This is a genomic window from Spiroplasma sp. DGKH1 (genome assembly GCF_040940205.1).
Classification (GTDB): domain Bacteria; phylum Bacillota_I; class Bacilli_A; order Mycoplasmatales; family Mycoplasmataceae; genus Spiroplasma.
The window spans coordinates 66,722-90,087 of record NZ_JASTWG010000003.1 but is presented as its reverse complement, the minus strand read 5'-3'; the positions used below and the strand labels follow the sequence as shown (position 1 = coordinate 90,087).

General features: G+C 28.4%; 18 protein-coding genes. 6 read left to right on the top strand and 12 right to left on the bottom strand.

What is annotated here, in order from left to right; translation table 4 throughout:
- The first annotated feature begins 62 nt into the window (after nt 1–62).
- On the top strand, nt 63–1,646 hold the full coding sequence (locus QPK10_RS03105) for a lipoprotein (RefSeq protein WP_368486567.1): 1,584 nt from the start codon (nt 63–65) through the stop codon (nt 1,644–1,646).
- 339 nt (nt 1,647–1,985) lie between these two features.
- Nucleotides 1,986–3,542 (top strand): lipoprotein, encoded by a 1,557-nt coding sequence (locus QPK10_RS03100; RefSeq protein WP_368486566.1) that lies wholly within the window; start codon nt 1,986–1,988, stop codon nt 3,540–3,542.
- A gap of 52 nt (nt 3,543–3,594) precedes the next feature.
- Here the strand turns inward: QPK10_RS03100 and QPK10_RS03095 are convergent, their stop codons facing one another.
- Complete coding sequence (locus QPK10_RS03095) at nt 3,595–3,726, bottom strand: hypothetical protein (protein ID WP_368486565.1); 132 nt, start codon at nt 3,724–3,726, stop codon at nt 3,595–3,597.
- Nucleotides 3,727–4,183: 457 nt separating this feature from the next.
- Between QPK10_RS03095 and QPK10_RS03090 the strand changes: the two genes are divergently transcribed.
- The 3 genes from QPK10_RS03090 (at nt 4,184) to QPK10_RS03080 (ending at nt 9,166) form a co-directional block, all read left to right on the top strand.
- Complete coding sequence (locus QPK10_RS03090; RefSeq protein ID WP_368486564.1) at nt 4,184–5,032, top strand: glycosyl hydrolase family 18 protein; 849 nt, start codon at nt 4,184–4,186, stop codon at nt 5,030–5,032.
- 206 nt (nt 5,033–5,238) lie between these two features.
- Nucleotides 5,239–8,223 carry a hypothetical protein gene (locus QPK10_RS03085; protein WP_368486563.1) on the top strand — a complete coding sequence of 995 codons (2,985 nt, stop codon included), beginning with the start codon at nt 5,239–5,241 and terminating at the stop codon, nt 8,221–8,223.
- Between the two features lie 145 nt (nt 8,224–8,368).
- On the top strand, nt 8,369–9,166 hold the full coding sequence (locus QPK10_RS03080) for a hypothetical protein (RefSeq protein ID WP_368486562.1): 798 nt from the start codon (nt 8,369–8,371) through the stop codon (nt 9,164–9,166).
- A gap of 26 nt (nt 9,167–9,192) precedes the next feature.
- Here QPK10_RS03080 and QPK10_RS03075 read toward each other — a convergent pair whose 3' ends face one another.
- From QPK10_RS03075 to QPK10_RS03035, 9 genes are all read right to left on the bottom strand, one after another.
- On the bottom strand, nt 9,193–9,786 hold the full coding sequence (locus tag QPK10_RS03075) for a hypothetical protein (RefSeq protein WP_368486561.1): 594 nt from the start codon (nt 9,784–9,786) through the stop codon (nt 9,193–9,195).
- 422 nt (nt 9,787–10,208) lie between these two features.
- Nucleotides 10,209–10,736, bottom strand: coding sequence for a hypothetical protein (locus QPK10_RS03070; RefSeq protein WP_368486560.1), 528 nt, complete (start codon nt 10,734–10,736; stop codon nt 10,209–10,211).
- 1 nt (nt 10,737) lies between these two features.
- Complete coding sequence (locus QPK10_RS03065; protein ID WP_368486559.1) at nt 10,738–11,367, bottom strand: hypothetical protein; 630 nt, start codon at nt 11,365–11,367, stop codon at nt 10,738–10,740.
- 4 nt (nt 11,368–11,371) lie between these two features.
- A complete protein-coding gene (locus QPK10_RS03060) occupies nt 11,372–11,977 on the bottom strand; it encodes a hypothetical protein (protein ID WP_368486558.1) in 606 nt (201 codons plus the stop codon).
- 11 nt (nt 11,978–11,988) lie between these two features.
- A complete protein-coding gene (locus tag QPK10_RS03055; RefSeq protein WP_368486557.1) occupies nt 11,989–13,239 on the bottom strand; it encodes a hypothetical protein in 1,251 nt (416 codons plus the stop codon).
- Between the two features lie 620 nt (nt 13,240–13,859).
- On the bottom strand, nt 13,860–17,159 hold the full coding sequence (locus QPK10_RS03050; RefSeq protein WP_368486556.1) for an FtsX-like permease family protein: 3,300 nt from the start codon (nt 17,157–17,159) through the stop codon (nt 13,860–13,862).
- A gap of 106 nt (nt 17,160–17,265) precedes the next feature.
- Complete coding sequence (locus QPK10_RS03045; RefSeq protein WP_368486555.1) at nt 17,266–17,511, bottom strand: hypothetical protein; 246 nt, start codon at nt 17,509–17,511, stop codon at nt 17,266–17,268.
- A gap of 64 nt (nt 17,512–17,575) precedes the next feature.
- The gene (locus tag QPK10_RS03040) at nt 17,576–18,454 is read right to left on the bottom strand and encodes an ABC transporter permease (protein WP_368486554.1); all 879 of its coding nucleotides are present in this window, start codon (nt 18,452–18,454) and stop codon (nt 17,576–17,578) included.
- Complete coding sequence (locus tag QPK10_RS03035) at nt 18,447–19,352, bottom strand: ABC transporter ATP-binding protein (RefSeq protein ID WP_368486553.1); 906 nt, start codon at nt 19,350–19,352, stop codon at nt 18,447–18,449. Before QPK10_RS03035 ends, QPK10_RS03040 begins: the two co-directional genes overlap by 8 nt.
- Nucleotides 19,353–19,613: 261 nt before the next feature.
- Between QPK10_RS03035 and QPK10_RS03030 the strand changes: the two genes are divergently transcribed.
- A complete protein-coding gene (locus QPK10_RS03030; RefSeq protein ID WP_368486552.1) occupies nt 19,614–20,486 on the top strand; it encodes a sulfite exporter TauE/SafE family protein in 873 nt (290 codons plus the stop codon).
- A gap of 33 nt (nt 20,487–20,519) precedes the next feature.
- On the opposite strand, the gene miaA is transcribed toward QPK10_RS03030, so the two are convergent.
- Together miaA and QPK10_RS03020 are read right to left on the bottom strand one after the other, a co-directional pair.
- Nucleotides 20,520–21,455 carry a tRNA (adenosine(37)-N6)-dimethylallyltransferase MiaA gene (gene miaA / locus QPK10_RS03025; RefSeq protein WP_368486551.1) on the bottom strand — a complete coding sequence of 312 codons (936 nt, stop codon included), beginning with the start codon at nt 21,453–21,455 and terminating at the stop codon, nt 20,520–20,522.
- Between the two features lie 365 nt (nt 21,456–21,820).
- Entirely contained in the window at nt 21,821–23,335 is a 1,515-nt protein-coding gene (locus QPK10_RS03020) for a hypothetical protein (protein ID WP_368486550.1), read from the bottom strand.
- Nucleotides 23,336–23,366: the final 31 nt, after the last annotated feature.

Genomic DNA, 23,366 nt, shown 5'->3' with positions numbered 1-23,366 from the left:
TACTAAAACAACATACATAACAAGACAATTTATTAAAATATAAAAAATAAGGAGAGGAACAAATGAAAAAGCTATTAACAATTTTAAGTACCTTAAGTTTAACAGCAACCACTGCCACGACCATTGTTGCTTGTTCTTCACACAAAGATAATAAGAATGAAGGTGAATCATCAGCTTCCTTAGATGCCAAAGTTTTAAATGATATTGTTAATAAAACTAATAAGTATTTTTTAGACTTTTTAAATTCTAACCAATATGTTGATACTACTCAATATGGTTCAGAGGTCTTTGCTAACTTTTTCAATGAAGTTAATGAACAGGAACCAACTGCTATTATTGATAGTACTGATAGTAATTTTAACCAGGGGATTAATAATATTAATACTATTTTTAAAAATTATTTAAACCAAATTAATATTCAAATTGCCCAAGAATACTCTAATGTCTATGTTAACAGTTATCCGTTAACATGAAATCTCGAAAAAAATATTAGTACCCTAAATTTTATTGATTTAGAAGATTTACATAATTTAAATCCCGGAGTTGAGATTGATGGTTTACAAGCTGTTAACTACCAACTTAATATTAACTATACGGTTAAATATAAGGAAATAACATCAATTAATAATTTTACCTTTAGTTTTATTGTCACAAATAGTCCGGATAAAATTAAACAATTTCAAACTGAATCAATGGCCAAATTATCGGGGGACATTGTAAAATATTTTGGTGAGGGTGATACCATTATTGATAAAAACCCAAAATATCAAAAATTATATGATAAATTTGATATTAATTATTCGCGTACGCATATTAACTTAGATAATATTGTGCAAACAGAACTGATTGACTTTTTAAATAAAGATCCTGACTTAACTGATTTAATGCAACATGTAACTTGAAATGATGATAAATCAATTTTAACGTTATTAAGTGGGGCCTTAAATGATGTTACAAGTGGTCGTGCGGTACCAAAACTGCCCCAAAATAGTTCTTATGTTTGAGCGGGGGAAGGGCCATTTGATCCTAATAAAGTAACCGCGGATGTCTTTTATAATTTCTTAGTTAACTTATTACAAGTATTTAATATTAGTGAGGGTGACTTACAACTAGCTAATTTTAATGTTAACTTATCAAAAATTAGTGTCGCTGGAATGCCGTTATCGGGAGTCGCTAGCAAAGATGGCAAACCATTAAATGTTGTGATTGGAATTTCCAAAGAAGGATTAAAACAAAAACTAATGAATTATTCGCAAATTGTTGTTTCTTTTTATAAAGAATATCGGATTGAATCTTATAAAGATCATCAAATTTTGCATGTCTCAAGTAAAGTTTTTGATGAGTTAAAATCAGCCCCAAATTATACTGAATCTCTACCATTTTTATTTAATGATTTCTTAGAAAAAGAAAACATTAAAAACCTTCCCGATATTGGTTTATTTTACCTAGGTGATGATACCATTGTTAACACTGTTGGTCGCCCTGGGAGTTGAACAACTATTAATGAAAACCAATTAAAATATAAAGATGGGGGTCATGGTTATAGTTTTAGTTTTATGTTTGGGGACCATACTTTTGATGGCTCAATTTCATATTCACCGTGGTCAGCTGTTTATCTTCCTAATTTATATGTTAATCGCAACTAAAAATAACTTAATTAATATAATATAAAAATTTTTAAAACAATCTTAATAAAACAACATAAATAACTTTAAAAAGATTATATTTTAATTTAATATAATCTTTTTTTTAGTAAATTTATTTTAATAATCATTTAGGATTAAATTTATCAATAATTTTCATAAAAAAATAACTTAAATTTTAAAAAAACTTAAATGCCAGTTTTTTTTTTTTTTTTATTACAATATATTTATATCTTGATAAATCGACAACATAAAAGAAAAATTAATCCTACAATGAGAAGCAAAGGTTTTGAAAAGGGAAAAAATTGTTAATGCAAAAAAGCAGAATAAGGAGAGAACTCTATGAAAAAATTATTAACAATTTTAGGTACAATTAGTCTCACAGCCGGTGCAACAACGACCCTAATTGCTTGTACTGGTTCTAAATCAAATAACGCTACTCCAGATACTACCACAACCAAGGATGCTAAAGTTTTAAACGATATTGCGAATATGACAACTAAGTATTTTTTAGATTTTTTAGGTTCAAACCAGTTTATTGATGCTACTGAATATGGTTCGCAAGTATTCAAAAAATTTTTTAATAGTGTCAGTGCTGCGCAACCAACAGTCGCAATTAAAGCGGATGATTCAAAATTTCAAGAGGGAATTGCCAGTATTAATGCAATTTTTAAAACTTATCTAAACCAAATTAATATTAAAATAGCGCAAGAATATTCTAATGTTTATGTTAATAGTTATCCGTTAACTTGAAATCTCGATAAAAATACTAGTATGCTTGGTTATATTGACTTAATTAAATTAAGTAAACTAAATCCAAGTGTTAATATTAATGGTCTCCAGGCTGTTAATTACCAGCTTAATATTAGTTATACTATTAACTATAAAGAATTAACGGCAATGAATAATTTTGGTTTTGATTTCATTGTTACAAATGACCCGCAAAGAATTAAACAATTTCAAACGGAATCAATCGCTAAAATATCGGGAGCGATCTATAAGTACTTCAACAATAATGATATTATTATTGATAAAAATCTAAAATATCAAAAGTTATATGATAAATTTGATATTAATTATACAAAATCCCATTTAGTCTTAGATAATATTGTGCAATCAGAATTAATTAGTTTTTTAAATAATGAGCCAGATCTTAGTGAAATTATGCAGCAAGTAACTTGAAATGATAGCCAATCTATTTTAACATTATTATCTTCTGCGATTGACCAAACAACAAATGGAATGGGGGTTGCAGATCCTAAGTATTCTTCTGATCGCTGAGCAGGAGTGGGATTTCAACCAGAACAAATTACCCCAGAAAACTTTTTAAAATTTTATACTGACATGTTAAAAATCTTTAAAATCACCGAAGATCGATTACAATTAGCTAGTTTTAATGTTAATTTAGCAAAAATTAACATTGCCGGAATGCCCTTATCAAGTGTGGTCACTAATAGTGGTAAGCCATTAACTGTGACTATTGCCATTTCCAAAGAAGGATTAAAACAAAAACTATTCAATTTTGCAACGATTGTTACTAGTTTTATGAAACACTATCGCATTGAATCAGCAAGTGATCATTGAACAATTCACTTGCCAAAAGAACTATTTAATAAAATTAAGGCCAAAAAATATGATGGGGCTTTAGTTGAACTTAATAATGATTTTTTAGCCCAGGAAGATATTAAGAAATTACCCGACATTGAAATGTTTGCCCTTGGCGATGAAACAAAAAGTAAACATTCATGAGTTACCCGCGATGCGCATACCATTGGGATTAATAAAAAATGATACTGAAGTTTTGATCTAATGTTTGGTAATAAAACTATTGATAACTCAATCTTTTATACTCCGTTAACCTCTTGATATTTTTACTTAAATTTTAAAGATGATTTATAAAAATAATTTTATTAAAAAAGATTATATTTAATATAATCTTTTTTTGGTTACTTTATTTTCGACTATGATCATCATTTGGTTTGCATTTTGTACATTCACTACATTTGGTTCCGTTGGCGTGTTGGGCTCCTGATAAGTTACAACTACAATTGCATCCTGTACATTGATTATTACAATTTCCCATATTTTTTCCTTCTTTCTATTTTCATTATAACTCTATAAATAATTATTTTTTCAATTTTTTTTAAAAATTATCGGGTTAACTATAAATTATTAGATTTTTATTATTAAGATAGCCTTCATAAGAATAGAAAATTTTTTAATTAAAAATAAAAAAATTAGATAAATAATAAAAAATAGTTATATAATGTGAATTAGGAGGGTAAAAACTTCCTATTAATGAGGGTTGTATTAAAATTGAGAAGTTTAAAAAACGTTTAAGGCTAATAAATATGACCATCAAATAAATTATTAGAAATACTTTCATAAGGAGGGAAACATTATGAAAATTTTATTAACTTTATTATCATCTTTATTATGTAGTTCTTCAGTGAGGAACAGTTACTAGTCATTCAATTGATCCGTTAGCAAATAAACCATTATTAGTTGGTTATTGGTATGAATGAAATGATCAAATTAGTATGAAAAATGTTGATCAAGCATATAATGTAATTGATGTTTCATTCATGACAACAATGACTCCGGGGGCAATTCCTACTTTCACTCCCCAAGCAAGTGATTTTATTCAACAAATTGAATATCAACACAGTTGAGGACATAAAGTATTGCTTTCATTAGGGGGTGCAACTGCTAATATTAAAATGGCACTATCACAACAACAAGCTTTTGAAAATCAAATCAAAACATATGTTAGTGAATATGGCATTGATGGAATTGACATTGACTTAGAAGGTGGTTCAATTACTGCTGGGGATAATGAAAAAGTTATTGTGCAATCATTAATTAATTTAAAACAATATTATTCAACTCAAAATAAATCATTTTATATTTCGTTAGCACCCGAATTTCCATATTTAAGAGGCGCAACGGGGGGTTATGTTTCTTATATTAATGATTTAAAAGGTTATTATGACTGGGTAAATCCCCAATTTTATAACCAATTTGGCGATGGTATTAGTGTTGAAGCTGCTGACCATGATGCAATGCCATATTTACCATGGTGGCTAACAAATGATAATACTCAATATAAAGGGGAATTCTTATACCTAATTACTAAATATATTGCAAATGGTGGGGGAATCAATAATTTTGTCCAAATCCCTGCTGATAAATTAGTAATGGGCCTTCCGGCAACTCCAAGTGCCGCTGGTAGTGGGTATGCTACTAACGCTGATATTAAAAAAGCTTATGACCTTTTAGTTAATAACCATGTTAATGCCCGTGGATTAATGACATGAGCTGTTAATTATGATGCAAAAAATAACTGAAATTTTGCGAATGCTTTTAAAGAAACTTGGGGAAAACAATAAGTTATTTTATGAATATAAAACATCATTAACTAGTTTTATGTAACCTTTCGAAAATATTCATTGCAAAATTGATTTTTTTCAATTATAATAAAAGCAGTTAATGAGAGTACGAAAAGTACCAAACAGATTAATTTTTGTTTGGTACTTTTCTTTTATTAACATCTAAAAAAATGAAAAACTTGCATAATATAAAGGAGGGATAATGAATGGAAAACCAACATAATCAATCCAAATTATGTAAAAAATGTTACCAAAAAATTATTAATTTTTTAAAAACAAAAAATGATATTAAAAATTTAATTATTTTTAGCGTTGCTACAACTGATAATTTTAATGAAGAAAATAACATTCAACCTGTTATTATTTTTAAATGTCAAAAGCATTATTTTGGATTATTTATAAGAAATAATTTAAGAGAAAATCCACGCCAAGTTAATTTTCAAACTAAAACAGTAACTTTACCAACTAGTTTGGTCATTAAGAAATTTAAAGAAAGTAAGAAAAATCTTGATGCTAAAGGAAGTAAAAATGCGCTTGTTAATATTAAACCTTGACCACTTGTTCCAGTTAATTCACCATTTGCTTTAGAACCAACAAAAAAAGAATTAGCATATTTTAATAAACAACAATTAAAATATTATAAAACAAATGTTTTTAACCAACATAAACATTATTTTAAAACATTATTTTTAAAATCAAATCATCGTTTTACTATTATTTCATTATTAATTGGAACTTTACTGCTGGGGTTAGGAATTGGTGGGTGACAACTATTTGAAGATTTAAATCATTCCCAACCACATATTGACCGGCGAATTAATATTTCGCAAGATGGGGGCGATTATTATAAAACCGAAGCAATTATTCATAATACTTCCTCGAAAGAATTATTATCTGCTGTTCAACATATCCCTAATTTAAATCCGGATTTACAAAGTGCAATTAATGATAATACCACAATTTTAACAACTAATGATCCTCTACAGTATGATGGGGGATACCACTTAATGAAAATTAATGTTAATGCCCAACATTCCGAGATTTTTAAAGGAATTACCAGTTTGACGATGAATATTAAAGCGAATAAATTTGATATTTCTTGATTAGATGGTAACTTTACGCATAATAATGCTGTCCATATTGCTAACATTGATCCCACTAATTTATTAAATGCCCTAAAATTATTACCTAACTTAAATCCGAATCTAGCAAGTGCCTTACGTGAGAAGGGGATGGAAGTTATTAATATTAAGGGTAAAATGATTGATGATGGGTTACCCCACCCAATTAATTTTACACTTGATGCTAATAATACAAATGACTTTAAAGGACAACTTAATTGTCAGTTAAATTTAATTTCCGATAAATTTGATATTTCGCATTTAAAAAATGATTATACAACCTCATCACCAGTGACAATTCATGATACTAGTTTTAATAGTTTAGTTTACTTAATAACTTCGGTGATGGGGATGGATCACCATTTAATTGCGGCTGCTCAAGATCCTAATATTATGTTAACTACCACTTCCCAATTACCGGATGATGGACAAAGTCATTTATTAAAAGTAACAATCGATGCTACTAATACCCTGGTATACAGTGGCCGATTGACAATTACAATTCCAGCTATTGCTGGTAAAATGAAAATCAACACTCTTAGTCAAGATCTAACAGCAAAACCACCGGTTGTTGAACCAAATACTGATGACGAAAGTTTACGAAATGCGTTGCAAAAAGTCCAAGGAATTAACCAAACAACTTTAAATGTTTTAAAAGAAAGTAACTTATTAATTGCTACTCATTCTAATTTACCAGATGATGGATTACCACATGAAATTGATATTAACTTAAATGCCTATAAAACTTTAGATTATACCGGAACAGCAACTATTAAGTTAATGGCGAAAACAAGTAAAACTGATATTACTAATGATGGGGGAAACTATACTAGTTATGGAAATATTATTAGTAATAGTGTTGACTCAGCAGCTTTGATTAAAGCTCTCAAACAAATTAAACAAACTAATCCAGTGATTCTAAGCGCCATTAATGATCCGAAGGTAATTGTGAGCACAAAGTCAAAATTACCCCAAGATGATTTAATCCATGATATTGAAATTACTATTAATGCCGATCAATCACAAGATTACACTGGAACGGCAAAAATTTTAGTTTCAATGGTTTATCCCAAAACAGATATTACCAATTGAAACCAAGATTTAACAAGTTCACCGCCAATTGTGGAACCTGACTTAAATTCAAAAGAATTATTAGATGCCTTAACAAAAGTGGATGGGCTAAGTTCTGATCTAAAAAATATTTTAACCTTACCAGGGTTGACCATTACAACAGATTCAAAACTAATTTATGATAATCAACCCCACCCAATAACAATTGTTATTAATGCTGATAATACTAAACATTATAAAGGACAAGCTAAAATAACATTATTAATAACTGCTAATACCATTGATTTAAATTACTTTAACGGTGATTATTCAGCAGATGGTGATTACACTATTAATGGTGTTACTCAAGAAGAACTGATTAAAGCAATTACCAGTGATTCTCATATGAATCCGGTGCTGAAAGCTGCCGTCCAAACCACTGGAATTATTATTAGCACAACCACAAAAATTCCTCCTAACAATAGTGCAGTGAAAACTACAATCACAATTGATGGAACCCACACAAAAAAATATTTTGGCCATGCCACAATCACAATGACCTTACGAAATAATTCAACTGCTCCGTTCCAAATTAATATTGGTTTTAAATCGCATCAATCTTATAATGGGACTTCTTCTAGTGATTTCCATACAGAAACTCATATCTTATTAGATTATTTTGATTATGCTGATAGTTGAGATAGTTTTGTTAAGAAATACCCCTATGTAACCTTAAATGGTTCGTTAAGTGTTCGTGCCTGAGGAGAAGATGGAAGTCTTACTAACATGAAAACGACAACAACAAATATTGCTTTAAATAATCCTAAAACATCACCGGCCACTTGAGAATGTGAAAAAAGTGGAAGTGTTATTGGAAACCAATTTATGGCGGTTTGATTCTATCTATGACATGATGATCACAACATTTATTGAGCGTTCCAACGCCAAGAAGATTCGTTCTGATGTAGTTCAGGAGCATATTATTATGCTAATTTAAATAATATTTATTTTGGAAAATAAAATAATTTAATTATAAAAAGCTGATTAAGAGGATCACCATCAGCTTTTTTTATTTTCAAGAATGCAATTTGTTAAAAAAATAAAATAGGTTATAATAATATTAAGTAATAGGGTAGTAAAACAACAGAAAAGGGGAATCAATGTTATGGGAAAACCAACTTTTTGTCCAATTCATTTAAAAATTCATGAATGTTCAGAAAATACAAACCGGGCAATATCGTCAGCTAATGAAACAAAAATTAAAGCAAAAATGAATCGGATGTTAAATCCAACAGCTGCTACTGTTGAAACAGTAAATGCCGAAAAGGGGACAATTCAATATATTCTACAAAATGCGAAAAAAAATAATGCCTCGTTAAAATCAAAATTAGGTTTAGAAACAGAAGAGGGGATGTCAACCGGAGTTGATGAAAATGATATTAAAGCAAAAATGGCTCGTTTAAGAGCAGCCGTTACTGGACAACCAGCTCCTGTGGAAAATAATTTGGATAATAACTCCCCTGCTCTTAATTCATCAAATTCAGGCTTAAGAGAAATTATTGATCATGCTTACCAAGCTAATCGTCATTTTAATCAAAATATTGCTAATAATCAAGATGACAATAATAATACCTTATCAGCTGCAATCTTAGCGGATGCTGATTTGGATCAATTAAATGCTGAGATGACAAAAAAACAATCAACAGCTAAAAAACAAAAAAAAGCTGGTTCTCCTGCATCGAAATCAAAAGCAACGGATAAACCATCATCTCAAGTTGTTAAAACGGCTAATAATAATGGTAAAACAACAGCAAATAAAAAAACAGCACCAGTCAAACCAACAACTAATAAAAAAGTAACTAATAAAGAAGCAGTTAATAAAACTATTGTGTTATCAATTGATGAAGTTGAAAAATTAATTGAAGCTGCTGTTAATAAGGCAATTAATAAAAAAAATAAATAAAAAAAATAATAGGGGACTTAAATTATTTAATTAAGTTGATATAAATATAAATCTAACCCCCCTATTCAAATTTTATTATACCGATCACAATGAAATATTTCAGTTTTGTTTTTTAAACTTTCCTTAAGATATAATCATCCTCATAAATATCCAAAACTAAATAAAATCCCAAATACTAACATGGAAACAATTCATACTCCTATTGTCCTTTGATTAACTCTTAGTTTAGTATCTTCCTGGATTTTCATAAAGTTATCATCATATTTATTAAAATAATTTTTATCTCATTTTTTTGTTTGTGATAAGCACCACATTCCCAAAATATTAATTGTTAAAATACTAAATATTAATAATAAATTAGTATGTTTATTGAGAAATACCAGTGAACTATATTGTAAAACCCGAAAAAAAATAAAATATTGAAAAAATAAAATACTAATACTTAAAAAGACAAATGTTAAAATAAACAGACTATTATCTTTTTTAATAAGTTTAGGAATAATGAAAAAACTAAGAAATAAACAAAAAACTAATAAAGCAAAAAATGCAATAATAAAAATAATGAAATTTAGTATTGATATTGCAATACTATAAATACTTTTTTTTACTTTCTTTAACATATTTAATTAGTCCCCTATTTTTAATTTTAAAAAAATAATCTTAACATTTTTATTTAAAGCAAAATTCTCGTTATTATTTTAACATACTAATTAAATAATTGTTTGTAAAATATTATAAATAATTTTTAAATAATAGAAAATATTATTGTAATTTTTAAGAAACGGAATATAATATGGGTATGGGAAATAATAATTTCCTAATAAATTTAGCAATTTTTATAGAAATATTTACTAGCTTTAATTTTTATATTTAATAAAATAAGAAACTATCTCTCCCCTTTTAGTTTTAAATATCTCTGATTAAATACAATATAATTAATTATAAAAATAAGTTTATTTTCAATCTTTTCACTTTTAAAAAGTAAATGTTTCTATTATATAATTGTCATAAAGATAAAATTCGATTAGATTCTAATCGAATTTTATTCATTATTAGGGGTTTTTATCGCTTGTAAGAAGGAAAAAGTTTTTTTACCAATAATTGTTTTTTTATCAGTTTCCCCGTCAACATTATAAATTAATTTTTTGGTAATGCCCTTAACAGCAATCCCAACGATCGCACTAAGAGGAATTTCTTCATCTAAAAAGAAGATGGCATCGTCATTAACTTTAATTCATAAACTATTTAAACATTGGGTTTGGATGATTAAATAAATTAGGATTAAACCATAATCAATTAGACCAATAATAACATATAAGTAAGAAAAAACCGGGGCAATATCAGGGATGGTTAATAATAAAATATAATCAACAATAATAAAAATAATAATGGGGGTTAAAACAGCATAGATAAAAATAAAAATAAAACGAATCATCGCTGTTCAGCGAAATTCTTGGCGATAGTCTTTAACATCCCGTTGACGATGATATTGCACCATGAATAAAAAATTAAAAACATACAATGCTAAGGCTAAAATTAAGGTAAAAACTAATATGATATGTAATTCCATTTTAACTTCCCTTCTCTGTCGTAATTAATTTTTGTTGTTGTAATAATAGTTTATAGAGGATCATTGATATTTTAACATTTTTTGTTAAAAACTTATAAATATTATCCTTCGTACTAATGAAAAAACCAACTTCAAAGGTACTATTAAGATTAAAAATACTTGGATAACAATAAATAATATCTTTGAGCCAGATTGTTTTATAAGTTTTAATATCATCAATTAACACTCGTTTATTAGTAACATATAGATTCCCATAGTATCTTCTGGTGCGGTGCGGTGATTTTAAGTTAATATAACCATTTAAATTTTCAATTTTATATTGGGGTTGCTCAGGTTTCACTGGGGGATATAAATAAAAGCTATTATGGTTAATTTCTTTGGTGTTTTCTAAGATATATACTTCAACTTCTTCTTTCGCATAACATACTTCATCAACTGGGAGTTGATAATCAATGGTAATTGCTTGTAAAGGGGTTGTTAGTTCTTGGCGGTGATCATTAATTGCCGTTTGAAAACTACGATAAACTTTTTTATAATTTTGAATTTTAACTTGTTGGAGTATTCCTAAAATTAAGGTGACCCCTACTGAAATCCCCATGACACCAAAAAAAATAATAAATCCAATTTCCATATTGCTACTCCCCTTCTGTTTGTACTTTTTTAATTAAATATGGTGTTTTTAAATCATTACTAATGATAAAATACTTATTTTGTTCATAATATAAGAAAAATCCCTGGTATAAGCGCTGATTAATCCGGATGATTGATAATTCTAAGTTTGTAATTTTTGCTAGTTCCCAAATGGTAGTAATTTCGGGGTTAACAATTAAAATTCGTTGGTTGGTAATAAATAAATACCCTTCTTGAAAAACAACTGGGGTCGTACTTTTTAAGAACCGCGTTTTCCCCGCATAACCAACGTTAATTCCCCCCGGAAATTCAATTACATATTTAGAATGGTTACTAACTTCTTTTTTATCTAATAACGGCATTAAATAACTGCTAATTGCGGTTGTATAATAGACCACTTCATTTGGTTGCAGGTTAATTTTAACTTTAATCGGACTCATGGTTAAATGGGGATAGTCATTATTAATAAAACTTTGGTTATCAACTTCTAATTTTTTAAAAATTTCAAAAATCAGGTGTTTTTTCTTATAGTTAAACCATATTAAAAAACCAAGAAAAATTAGTGTTAAACCGATAAATAAGCCAATAAATACTCACCCAATTGTTGTCATGTTATTCCTTTCTATTTAATAATATTAATTCCTTTATTAAAATTATTAATAAATGTTTGTAGCATTAATTCTTCCCCACTATTGCGCGGTTGTTCAAAGCGATTGTAATAATAAATATTAATTAACTCTTTTGTTTTACTATTTAATTTATCATAATACTTTTGGTTAATTAAGATGTGGTTAGTTTGGTTAATAATTAAACTTGAACTATAAGTTAACCATTCTTTGTCGGTTTTAATTTTTTCTGTTCATTCATTAAAGTATAAATTATAGATCCGGTTATTTTTATGATAATAAAAGTTAATAACCCCAGTGTTATTTTCAACCGTATTAATTACAAATAATAATTTATTTGGCAAAAACGGGTTGTTTGGCGAATTAATTGCTTGAAATGTAATTGGGGTAATCTGGGCTAATAAAATATCATTAATTGTAAATGAAGTTAGGGGTTTTTTGAGCACAATTTGGTGTTTAAGATAGCTTTTATTAGTATTATCTAAATCATTCACTAAACGGTATAATTCTAATTCATAAATTAAATGGAGTTTAATAAGTTTCCGTATTTTTAAAGTTAAAATTACTTGTTCAGCAACACTTAATAACTGGTAAAAATTAATAAAGGTTTCATAACAAACCTGGTGGTCAATTAAATTATCCCCAATGTTCATTAATAACGCTTTTAGCTGCGGAGTTAATAACTTAGGATTATTTAGATATTCATCACTATGATTTTGACAAAGTAAATAAAAATAATAAGGACAATCGCCAGGACCTTCTTCTAAGGCTAAAAAGTTATTTTTAATATTTTTAAAAAAATGTTTTTCTTGATAACGATCAATAAAATAATTACCTTTAATTAACTCCGGGTTATAAAGGTCATTGCGAACAACTGGATTTTGACAATCTCTTAAAATACATTCATTTTGTTGTTGTTGGTTGCGAACGTTAGTATAATGTTCTTTCTCTTGGTAAAGATACTGTTCTTTTAACTGGGGATCACTAATTGCTTGTAAAATTGATAAATATTCATCCCGCGCATGGGGAGTTGCTAATACTAATGGTTTACAACAATCTTGGTATTTTTTCCCACTGAAACAAATGCAATCTTCATTATCCGCAATCGTAAAAATTGGTTTATAGTATTGATGCAAATAATCCAACTGGTCATCATCTAAAAAATAACTCTTTAGCAAAGCATCAAACATTGATCGTTCTTGGCCTTTTAAATTATCATTGAAATGTTTTTCGATTTGATCACTCATTTTGAAACCCCTTTTTCCTAATCATTATATATTATAAACTAAAATTAAGATTTTAATGCTGGTTAGGAGGTTTTTTTCTCCCCTATCGGTCAAAAAACCTCCCCTTTCCACTAAAAAAGAGCCTCTTGTAAAAGAGACCCCCAAAGGCAACATATAGATTTTTTTAGTACTTATATTGTTTAATGAACTTTTATTATTTTAACAAGCATTTTTTACATATAAATAAATTATTTATCCAATACAGACAGCATATTTGACCTTAAATTTTTATACTATTATCATTATTTCTCATCAAAACAATATAATTACTTCTCAATTTTGTAGTCTTGATAGCAAGGTTAAACCTAGAATCAATTATTTATTACATGGACCGTGAATTAATAAGTAATATTTTCCATAGTTTTAACCGTTTCTTCTTAACTACAAATTCATTATATCGCAAATTTTGTAAAATTCATAAAAATTTTCAAAAAATTTTAATTTTTTTTATTAGTTTTTTATAAAAATATTCAAGATTTTATAAATTTATAATATTAAATTACTATTCTTACCTTATCATATTCCAGATTGCCTGTCAAATAACTAGTAAAATATTTAAAAAACACTCCGTGGAGTGTTTTTTATCCTTTTGTTAAGTCAATTAACCGGTGTTTTTTCATTCGTAATAAGATAAAGACTGTTTCTGCCACGGTTAACGCTAATAATGCTAACACCACAATTACAATACTTTGTCATGAAAAAGCAAAGGTAAAGAGAATTCCTGTCATATTAAAGATCAAGCGGACAATAATAATTCAGGCGCCATAGGAGATTAGGAATGGTAATCCAAGCCCTATGGCAAAGGCAAAGATATATCAAGCTAAAACATAGGTTAAAACCTTACCATTGGAATATCCCATTGCTTTCATGGTTGCCATAATTATTTTATTTTCTTCAATTGTCATGTTAATTAAAACCACTAAGATAAAGGCTACAATAATGAAGGTAAAGATGGCGGTAATTTCTAATAATAATATAACATTCCCAAACACTTTTTCTAACGCTTCCTGGACCATTTTTAATGGCGAAATTGTATTTTGCCCATTTAAAATACTCATGTTTAGCATTGATTTCATCACGAGGGCTGGTTGTGTCGCACCCGGAGGAGTCGCAAAGAACTGATAATTAGCACTCGCGGTTCCTAGTTTTGAAAACATTGTTAAAAAAGCTTCTGGTTGGAAACTATTTGCCCGGCGCGAAATAATAACATTATTACCAAAATAAGGGTGACTATCAAACCACGTATCATCATTAGGATCATTTGGATTATGAACCCCCATTAAACGTCGCAAGGTTTGAATATTCATAAAAATATTTTGGGTCGAAGTATCATTAGTGACATAACCAACAATTTTAACTTTTACTTTTATTGAATCACTAGGGGTAATTCGTAAGTTCCATTCAAATGGACTATTAATTGGCACTTCCCCACTATATCAAATCCGTTTGGCCACGACAATTGGAATGGGATCGGTTGTTAAGTTAATTGGAGTAAAAATCTGATCAATATTACTTGTTTTATCATTAAAATTAAAGTAATCTTTAAAATCACTGTTGGGATCTAACCCATAGACATCAGCTCTTTTAATTTTAGTATCAGCACTAATTGCATTCGGAGTTAACGCTGAATTTAACATTGATAAGTCTAATTTTTTATCAATTACAAATTTACTAAAAGCAACATTTGGGAGCTGGCTAGCAGCTTTGGCACTTTGTAAAAATGTTGTTAAAGCAACCACTTGGTTGGGAGGAATCATTGTTTTTAAAATATCAATTAGTTGTTTAAACGACCCACTATGAACAGCTTGTTTTAAATAATCACCATTCATACAAACATTCATCATTGAACGTTGTAAAATATCTTGAATGTTAGGGTCAATCACCCCTTCTTTATCTTGACGATCACGAAAATGAATTGGTAAGTTCTGGTTTGATCATTCATACGAACAGTTAAAAGCACTTCAGGCTAAACTACTACTAATTTCTTGTTGTTCTAACCAGGTGTAGTTTCATTTATCAGGATTATAATCAATTTCTAAGTGTTGGTTCGGCTTCGTTGAGGTTTGATATTGAAACTGCGATGGTAAATTAACAATTTGGGTAACATTATGACCATAGCTACGCATTAAATCGTTAATATAACCATTAAATAAGTCAATCACGTTAAATTCAAATAATAACACCAAACAACCAAATAAGAAGGTTATTAAAACCGTAAACCATTTGGAAATTGATTTTTGGGCAAACGAAGTTGTTAACCGGATCCCAAACGGTAAGAATATTAATGGTTTGCGAACATATTTAACTAATTGTTTTGACCGTTTAACTTTTACCCGTTCGCGTTCATTAATTAAATCTAATGGTTTGGTACGCAAAATAATAATTGTAATTAAATATGTAATACTAGCAAAAATAGTTGGGAACCCAATAATAAAAACAGCAAAAATAATTCAATTATTATAAACATTATCAAATGGTAGTAATGCTACTGGTTTGTTTAAAATAGTAAAATAAGCAGATACTCCTAAGGATCCTAAGTAACCAAATAAACAAGCCACAAAAATTGTAATAATAATTGGAACAACAACTCCAAATGATAACTCGGGAGTATGATATCCCAATGCTTTTAAAATTCCTAAGGTTTTTCGTTGTGATTTAATATCACGTTTAATAAAGAAATAAACAATTACTAACACTACAATTGAAGCAGCTAAACACACAACAGAAAACATAATATAATTTAGTTGAATAAATGTTTGTTGCTGACCAGCTTCTCCCACATCATTATATTGGGTAATAATCTGGTATCAACTAGCGGTAAAATAATTAAAAATTAGTTCATTTAAGTAATTATAGGCTTGGTTAAAATCATCTTCCGGGGCAAACTTTAAATAGCCCTGGTAATTATTTGTTAAACTTGGATTATAGGACATAATCTTATTAAAATCATTGTTAGTCATGTAAACTAACGCTGTTTTAACATTCCCACTTCCAGCAAAGTTTCCCGAGGCGGCCCCAAAGGTTTGGTACATAATATCACTATAAGCATATCCTTCACCCATAATTTGGTAATAATTAGGATTCCCGTCACTATCCTTCCCAATAATAATCCCGTTTCCTAAACTATAATTCATTTCTTCTAAGAAATAACGGTTAACAATAATTTGGCCATCAGTAATATTATCGGCCGTTACTAATCCTTTATTAATATAAGGAATATTAAGGTTGGGATTAGTTCAAATCGCATCACTAGAATTTTGATAAGCATTCACTAAATGATAATCAATATTATCAACAACTAAGTCCGTACTATTATTAACAACTAAGTCTCACGCTGGTAAGTGCAGATTGGGATTGGCATTAGTTTTAATTAATTTATTAAAACTATAAGATACATAGTTACAGTTTAATAATTTAATGTCCCGTAAAAACATTGCTTTTGTCTTGCCCGGTTTAAAAGTTAAACCATTATCACTAATAAACTTATCAAAAAGTTTATCTAACCCATCATTGCTAGTACTATCAAAACAAACACTTTTATTATTATTTGTTTGAGTAATAAAATTAATTCAGTCAGAAGCGGCTTTATCATTACCAGCAAAATTATCAAACCCGACTCAATCATTAGCAATTTTTGAATACGTAAAAGTATTTAAGTCTAACTTATTTAAATTAACATGGACATCATAACGTTTCGAATTAATTAAGGCCTGGTTATATAAATGGTCAAGTTGACTATTATAAGTAAACATTCCGCCAAAGACAGCAACGGATAACAGTAACAAAATAAAAATTGATAAATAATTTAAAATTTTTTTATATAAATTCTGAATTGAATTTTTTATTAATTTTTTAATACATATCCCTCGCCCTCTTTTCATAAGTTTCGTTAATAATATTTTAATATAAAAATCCCTATTTTTATAATCTTTTCTAAAATTCTTATTAAAAATAAAAAAAGTCTACCCCGAGACTTTTTTAAATAAACTATTGATGTTTCCCTTTTGCTTGGCTTAAAACTGAGGCAGCTAATTCTTTTTCAATTTTTGATGAATTAGGATCAGTTAAAACTTTTGAAGCAAAGGTTGCTTCTTCATCCCCAGTATGTTTTTCTGAATTTGACTGGGCTAATGCTGAGGCGGCTAATCTTTTTGCCGTTGGTGTTGCATTAGGATCATGTAATACTTTAGCCGCAATGCTTGCCTCATTATGACTTGTTTTTTTATCTGACATAGTCTTTCCTCCTTGTTAATAATTTTATTATATCAATTACTACTAGAAAGAAAAGATATTTTAATTATAATGCCAGGTCCTTATGGATAACAATTAAATTACCACCATAATAGCCTCCAGCCCCAACAATAATCATCACGGGCATTTGCCACGCAAAGTCTAAGGCATGAATTGGTTTTACTTCCGCATAGATTGTCCCATGAAAACCAGCTGGAATTGAGGGATCATGGACATCTGGTAAATCACCAAAATTAAAAGGTAGATTAAAGAATGAAGTAATAGTAAAATATTTAAAATATTTTAAGAACTTAAATTGGGCATCAATCCCTGACATCTGACTTAAAATAGCACAAATAATAAACCATGTTGATACTCCAATGGCAACTGATAAGGCGGCTCCTGGTTTATTAAAAAATCCCATAATAACTCAGTTAATAGCTGTTCATAAGAATGATAAAAATAGAAAACTAAAACTTGCTAAGACAATATCAACTTGTGCTTGGTGGTGAAAATCACGATAAAGCGCAGCAAAGAAGATTAATTGTAAAATTAACATTACAATATTAACCATCATAATTGATGACAAAATAACAAATAATTTTGAATTTAAAATTGTTCTTCTGGTCATTGGAGTTGTTAGCCACGAAGCTAAATAACCCCGGTCCGTTTCTTTTACTAGTAAAATATGGATTAAGACAATTCCAAAGGCAAACATTAAAATAAACCCTGGGATTCCATACAAAGTTGATGGCAATAAAATTGCGCCTCCTAGTTCACCCGAACTTTCCGGACCACCGGAACCAGATTTGTCAATTGTAATTCCGGGCGCAAAACTATTTAAAATTAACGCTGGAATTAATAATACAACGAATAAAATAAATAAAATAATAATTGGAATAATTACACTTTTAAATTGGGCTTTAACAAATTTAAAATTAATCATTGAATTGCACCTCATCTTTATAAAATTTAATAAAATGTTGTTCTAAATTAAAAGGTAATTCCTTAAAGTATTCCAATTGATAATTTGAGACTTCTTTTAAAAATTTATTAACATCGGCGTTTTTAACTTCGACTTTAATAATTTTAACCATTTGATCAGTGCCAATAACTCGTCAGTTTGTTGTCGCAAAATTATTATAATCATTTAAAGTACTAAATTTTAATTCATATATTTTGTCGGCATTATTTTTAATTTCCCGGACATCAACTTCCGAAACAATTTTTCCCTTTTTAATAACCGCTACTTTATCACAAGTACTATCAATTTCGCCAAAAATATGAGAACTCATAAAAATAGTGGCTTCTTCTTTTTGGGCATTTTTAACTAACGTATCAAATTTTTGTTGCATTAAAGGATCTAACCCACTGGTTGGCTCATCTAAAATTAATACTTTTGGTTTATGCATAAATGCCGCAATAATCGCCACTTTTTGTTTCATCCCTTTTGACATTTTTTTTATTTTCCGTTTAGGATCAAAATCAAAATAGGCAATTAATTTTTCGACATATTTTCAATCAACATTGCCCCTTATTTCCGCAATAGTTTTTAAATAATTAATCCCCGTCATGTATTCTGGTAAGCTAACTTCCCCTGCTAAATACCCTAAGTTTTCCATAATGTTTTTTGTATCTTTTCAAATATCATGGCCAAGAATTGTCCCCGTCCCCTGGTCTGATTTGATAAAGCCAATCATTTGACGGATTACCGTTGTTTTACCAGCACCGTTCGGACCAATAAAACCATAAACTTCCCCTTTTTTAACGGTAATATTAATATCAAAACACCCAACATTTGGACTGTATTCCTTGGTTACATTTTGTAATGTAATAACATCCATTGTCTTGTCATCCTTTCATAGTTATGGCGTAATAATTATATCTTAATTTATAAAAAATATAAATCTAATCGCTTAAGATTTGATATAATTTACTTGCTAGAATATGGAAAATATTCTATGGTCTTATTCTAAAAAAAAAAAAAAAAGTCAATATTTTTTGCTTTTTATTAACAGATTTAATTAACTAATTAATAAATTTTATTCCTCAGAATCAGAATGATATAATTAGCAAAAATGAGAATTGAAAGGAATAATTTAGCGATGTTTTTTAATAGTGCTCTTAGCTCCTTGTCTCCCGTTGGCTATATTATCTTATTACTAATTTTTGCGGGGGCAGTTGCTTTCTTAGGGAATTTATCGGGTGTTGGGGGTGGTGTTTTACACATCCCTGTCATGGTTTGAGTATTAACCATTCCCGTCAAAGAAATTAAATTTGTCTCCACAATTTTAGTTTTTGCTAGTGCGCTAATTAGTACTGCTATTAGTGCAATTAAGAAAAAACTAAACTATCCCGTAATTTTAGTGGCCCTGGTGGTTGCCATCCCAACTGTTTTCTTTGGGAACTGACTTAATAATAAAATTAATGAACGCATTACGACCATTATCATTGTTGTTCTTTTAAGTTATATTTCAATTCAATTAATTATTAACCAATATTTATTAAAAAAGAAAACGGTCGTTCAAAAAGAACTGGTTAAAAAATGGTACCATATTGTTTTAAATGATAATCCACCAAAATATTTAAATATTTTTTCTTTAGCTGCAATTTCTTTTATTGCTGCCATGATCACTTCCTTAACCGGAATGGGGGGCGGGGTCATTATTATGCCCTTCTTATTACTATTTGTGAAGTTAAATATTAAGGATTCCACTCCAATTTCGCATTCAATTATTATGATTACTAGTTTATTAGCAATTATTATTGAACCAACCATGGGTGACCACAACTACTTTTTAGATACCCCAGTGATGACAAATGTCTTAGTCCCTATGCTCGTGGGTGCTGTGGGGGGAACAATTAGTGCTATATTTGTTAAAAAATATATAAAGCAAGAAAACATTATTTTATGAATTTTAATTATTTTAATTTGAATTTCAATTGTAAAAATGATTGTTGATTTAGTGATGGGCTAACAAAGTAATTTTTTTAAAAATTACTTTGTTTTTTTATATGGAAGTTAAATAATTACTAGCTAGCAAATCATTAATAATCTGCTCTGTAATGGTTAAAAAATCTTGATAATAAAAATCATATCAATTAGTAGTGGGTAGTTGGTTTCGAAACCATGTCAACTGTTTTTTCGCATAGATTTTATTAGCGTGCACCATCTGGGCAATTGCCTGGTGATAAGTAATTTGTCCCTTTAAATAAGCAATGATTTCTTTACACCCTATTATTTTCATACTTTGTTTAGTTTCATCAAAGTGGCAATATTCATAAGCCGCTGCTACTTCAGCAAATAATCCCCGGGCAGTTAGTTTGTCAACCCGAGTAGCAATTCGCTGGTGTAATTCTGTTTTATCAGGATTCAAACCAATAATATAAGGTTCATAATATCATCTATTCTGAGCATCATCATTGGCTGATTTTAAGGTTTTATTTTCTTGAAAATATTGTAAAGCTCTTAGAACACGTTTGCGGTTATTAAAATGCGTACGCTCAGCTTCTATGGGGTCAATCCTTTGCAATAATTGTCATAAACCAAGATTGGAATATTCTTGGTATTGCTGAGCAAAGTGCGGATCACGCTGATGAGAATCAAAATGGTAATCTTTTAGTAACGCATTAATATATAATCCACTTCCCCCGACCACAATGGGAATTTTATTGCGCGACCAAATATCATTAATTATCTTTCGCCCTTCTCGTTGAAAATCACTAATTGAATAGTCAGCATTTAAATCAATTGTTGATAATAAATGGTGGGGAATATTATCTTGCTCAGCTGGTAATATTTTATTCGTCGCAATATCTAACCCATTAAAAATTTGGGTGGCATCAGCATTGATACATTCACCATTAATTTTTTTGGCTAAAATAATAGATAAGTCTGTTTTACCACTAGCTGTTGGTCCAACCACCACAATAATTGGTTTGCGCATTTTTTTCCTACTTTCTTTTGCTAATATCATATATAAATATATCCTATTTTTTAGGTTTTTTTAATATCTAGTTGCTAAAGATCATATTCTTTTTTGTTGTTAGTTTGCATTAAAAATATCGCAGGAGAAATTTCTGAGATATTTACCTAAATGATATTTAAATTAAAAAGAGTTATTTTAAAAACTAACTAATCTCTTAATTGGCTTTTAAAATAACCCTAAACCGCTTTAAGTGTCTGGGTGTAGAGTCATTGATTTATATAGCGGTTAATAACCCCAAACACACCTTAACGTTGTATAAAAACGTAGAAACTGTCCTTACGGACAATTTAATTATACTATATTTAATTATAAAAAGCAGCAATTTACTTAATAGCTAAAATTATTGGTTCCAAGGCAATTTTATCATTTGTTAATTTTTCCTGGTGCTGTTGATTCTGGTTTTTTTTAATTTTAATATCATTTTTCTTCCTTGGTAAGTTAACAACATTAACATTATCCAAACTATTATTAGAAAAAGTATTAATAATCTTTGCAAATTCAGGCAATAAATTGGGGTCATGATTTTTTAATTTTTGAATAAAATCTTGGCGCGGATTATTAATTATAATGTTAAAGTTGTTATCCTTTTGGCCATTTACAATCGTATCTTCAAAAAGTATTATTAATTTTCGAGCATATTCAACTAGTTGTTTATCAAATACCTTTTTTTCAGCCTTAATTTTATTAATATCTTTCATAAAACTTAGATAGCCCCTATTAATTAGTTGAGATTTATTAACCAAGGCTTTTGGTCAGTGGCTAAAACAAATTTTAAATGTCGCTAATTCAATAATTTTAGTAATATTATTAATAACAAAATTTAAGAAGACCGCCGGAAAAACTTCAGCATCTTTAATAAGATTAAGAATTGGTGGAGATTCTTTTTTATTATTTAAAAATAATAAAATTTTTTGCTCATCAAAAATCCTATTTTTGTAAAACAGCACAATATCCTTAAATTGGGTAATTAATTCCTGATCTTTGGGTGGATTTTCAATCATCAATAATAAAAAATTTAATATTCTACTAAGATCTTCCTGCTCTTGTTGATTGATTTCTAATTGATTATTTTTTAATAATAAGCTATTTTCTTTTCATATATTAACCATAAAATTATTTAAAAAAAATAATAATAAAAATTTAACTTCAAAATAATATTTTGTTTTTTTCAAATATTTATTAAGATTTTCTCATTGTTTTTGCGGATGTTTATATTGTTCAAATAATAAGATATCTAATCGGTTAATATCATCAGCAAATCGATAATCATAATTTTTGTGCCGTTTAAATAAATAAAAATTAAAAATAATATTATCTTTTAATTCTGCTAATTGTTGATTAAATATCTGTAATTTTCCCCCAACTTCAATAATTTTATAACGATTTTTTAATAGCAAATAATTATTTTTATTATTTTCAATTTCAGCTAACACCACCGGATCCTCTAAATAGTATATTAAAGTGAATTTGTTATTAATAAAATATTTTTGGTTAACAAGATTATTAATTACATCTAACAATTGTGAATTATTAACAAATTTATTTAAATTATCAATAATTAATTCTGCTAATTTATTTATCTTAATTTCCTGGACTAAAAATTCTTTAATTTTTTCATTAGTAGTTTCATTATTATCATAATTTAATATTAAATTAATAAATGATGCGGTCGCTATTTCTTGCTGTTGAATTAAAGTTTTATATTCTAATCAATAATTATTAATATTATCTAGCAGCATAAAAAAATTAGTAAACTTTGGTGCTAAATCTAAAAAGCTATTAAAATTGTTTTTAAAATCTTGATAAAATTTTTGAAATTTTTCAATTTCGAAATTCATATTGTTCCTCCCACCTAAGAATAACAAGTCC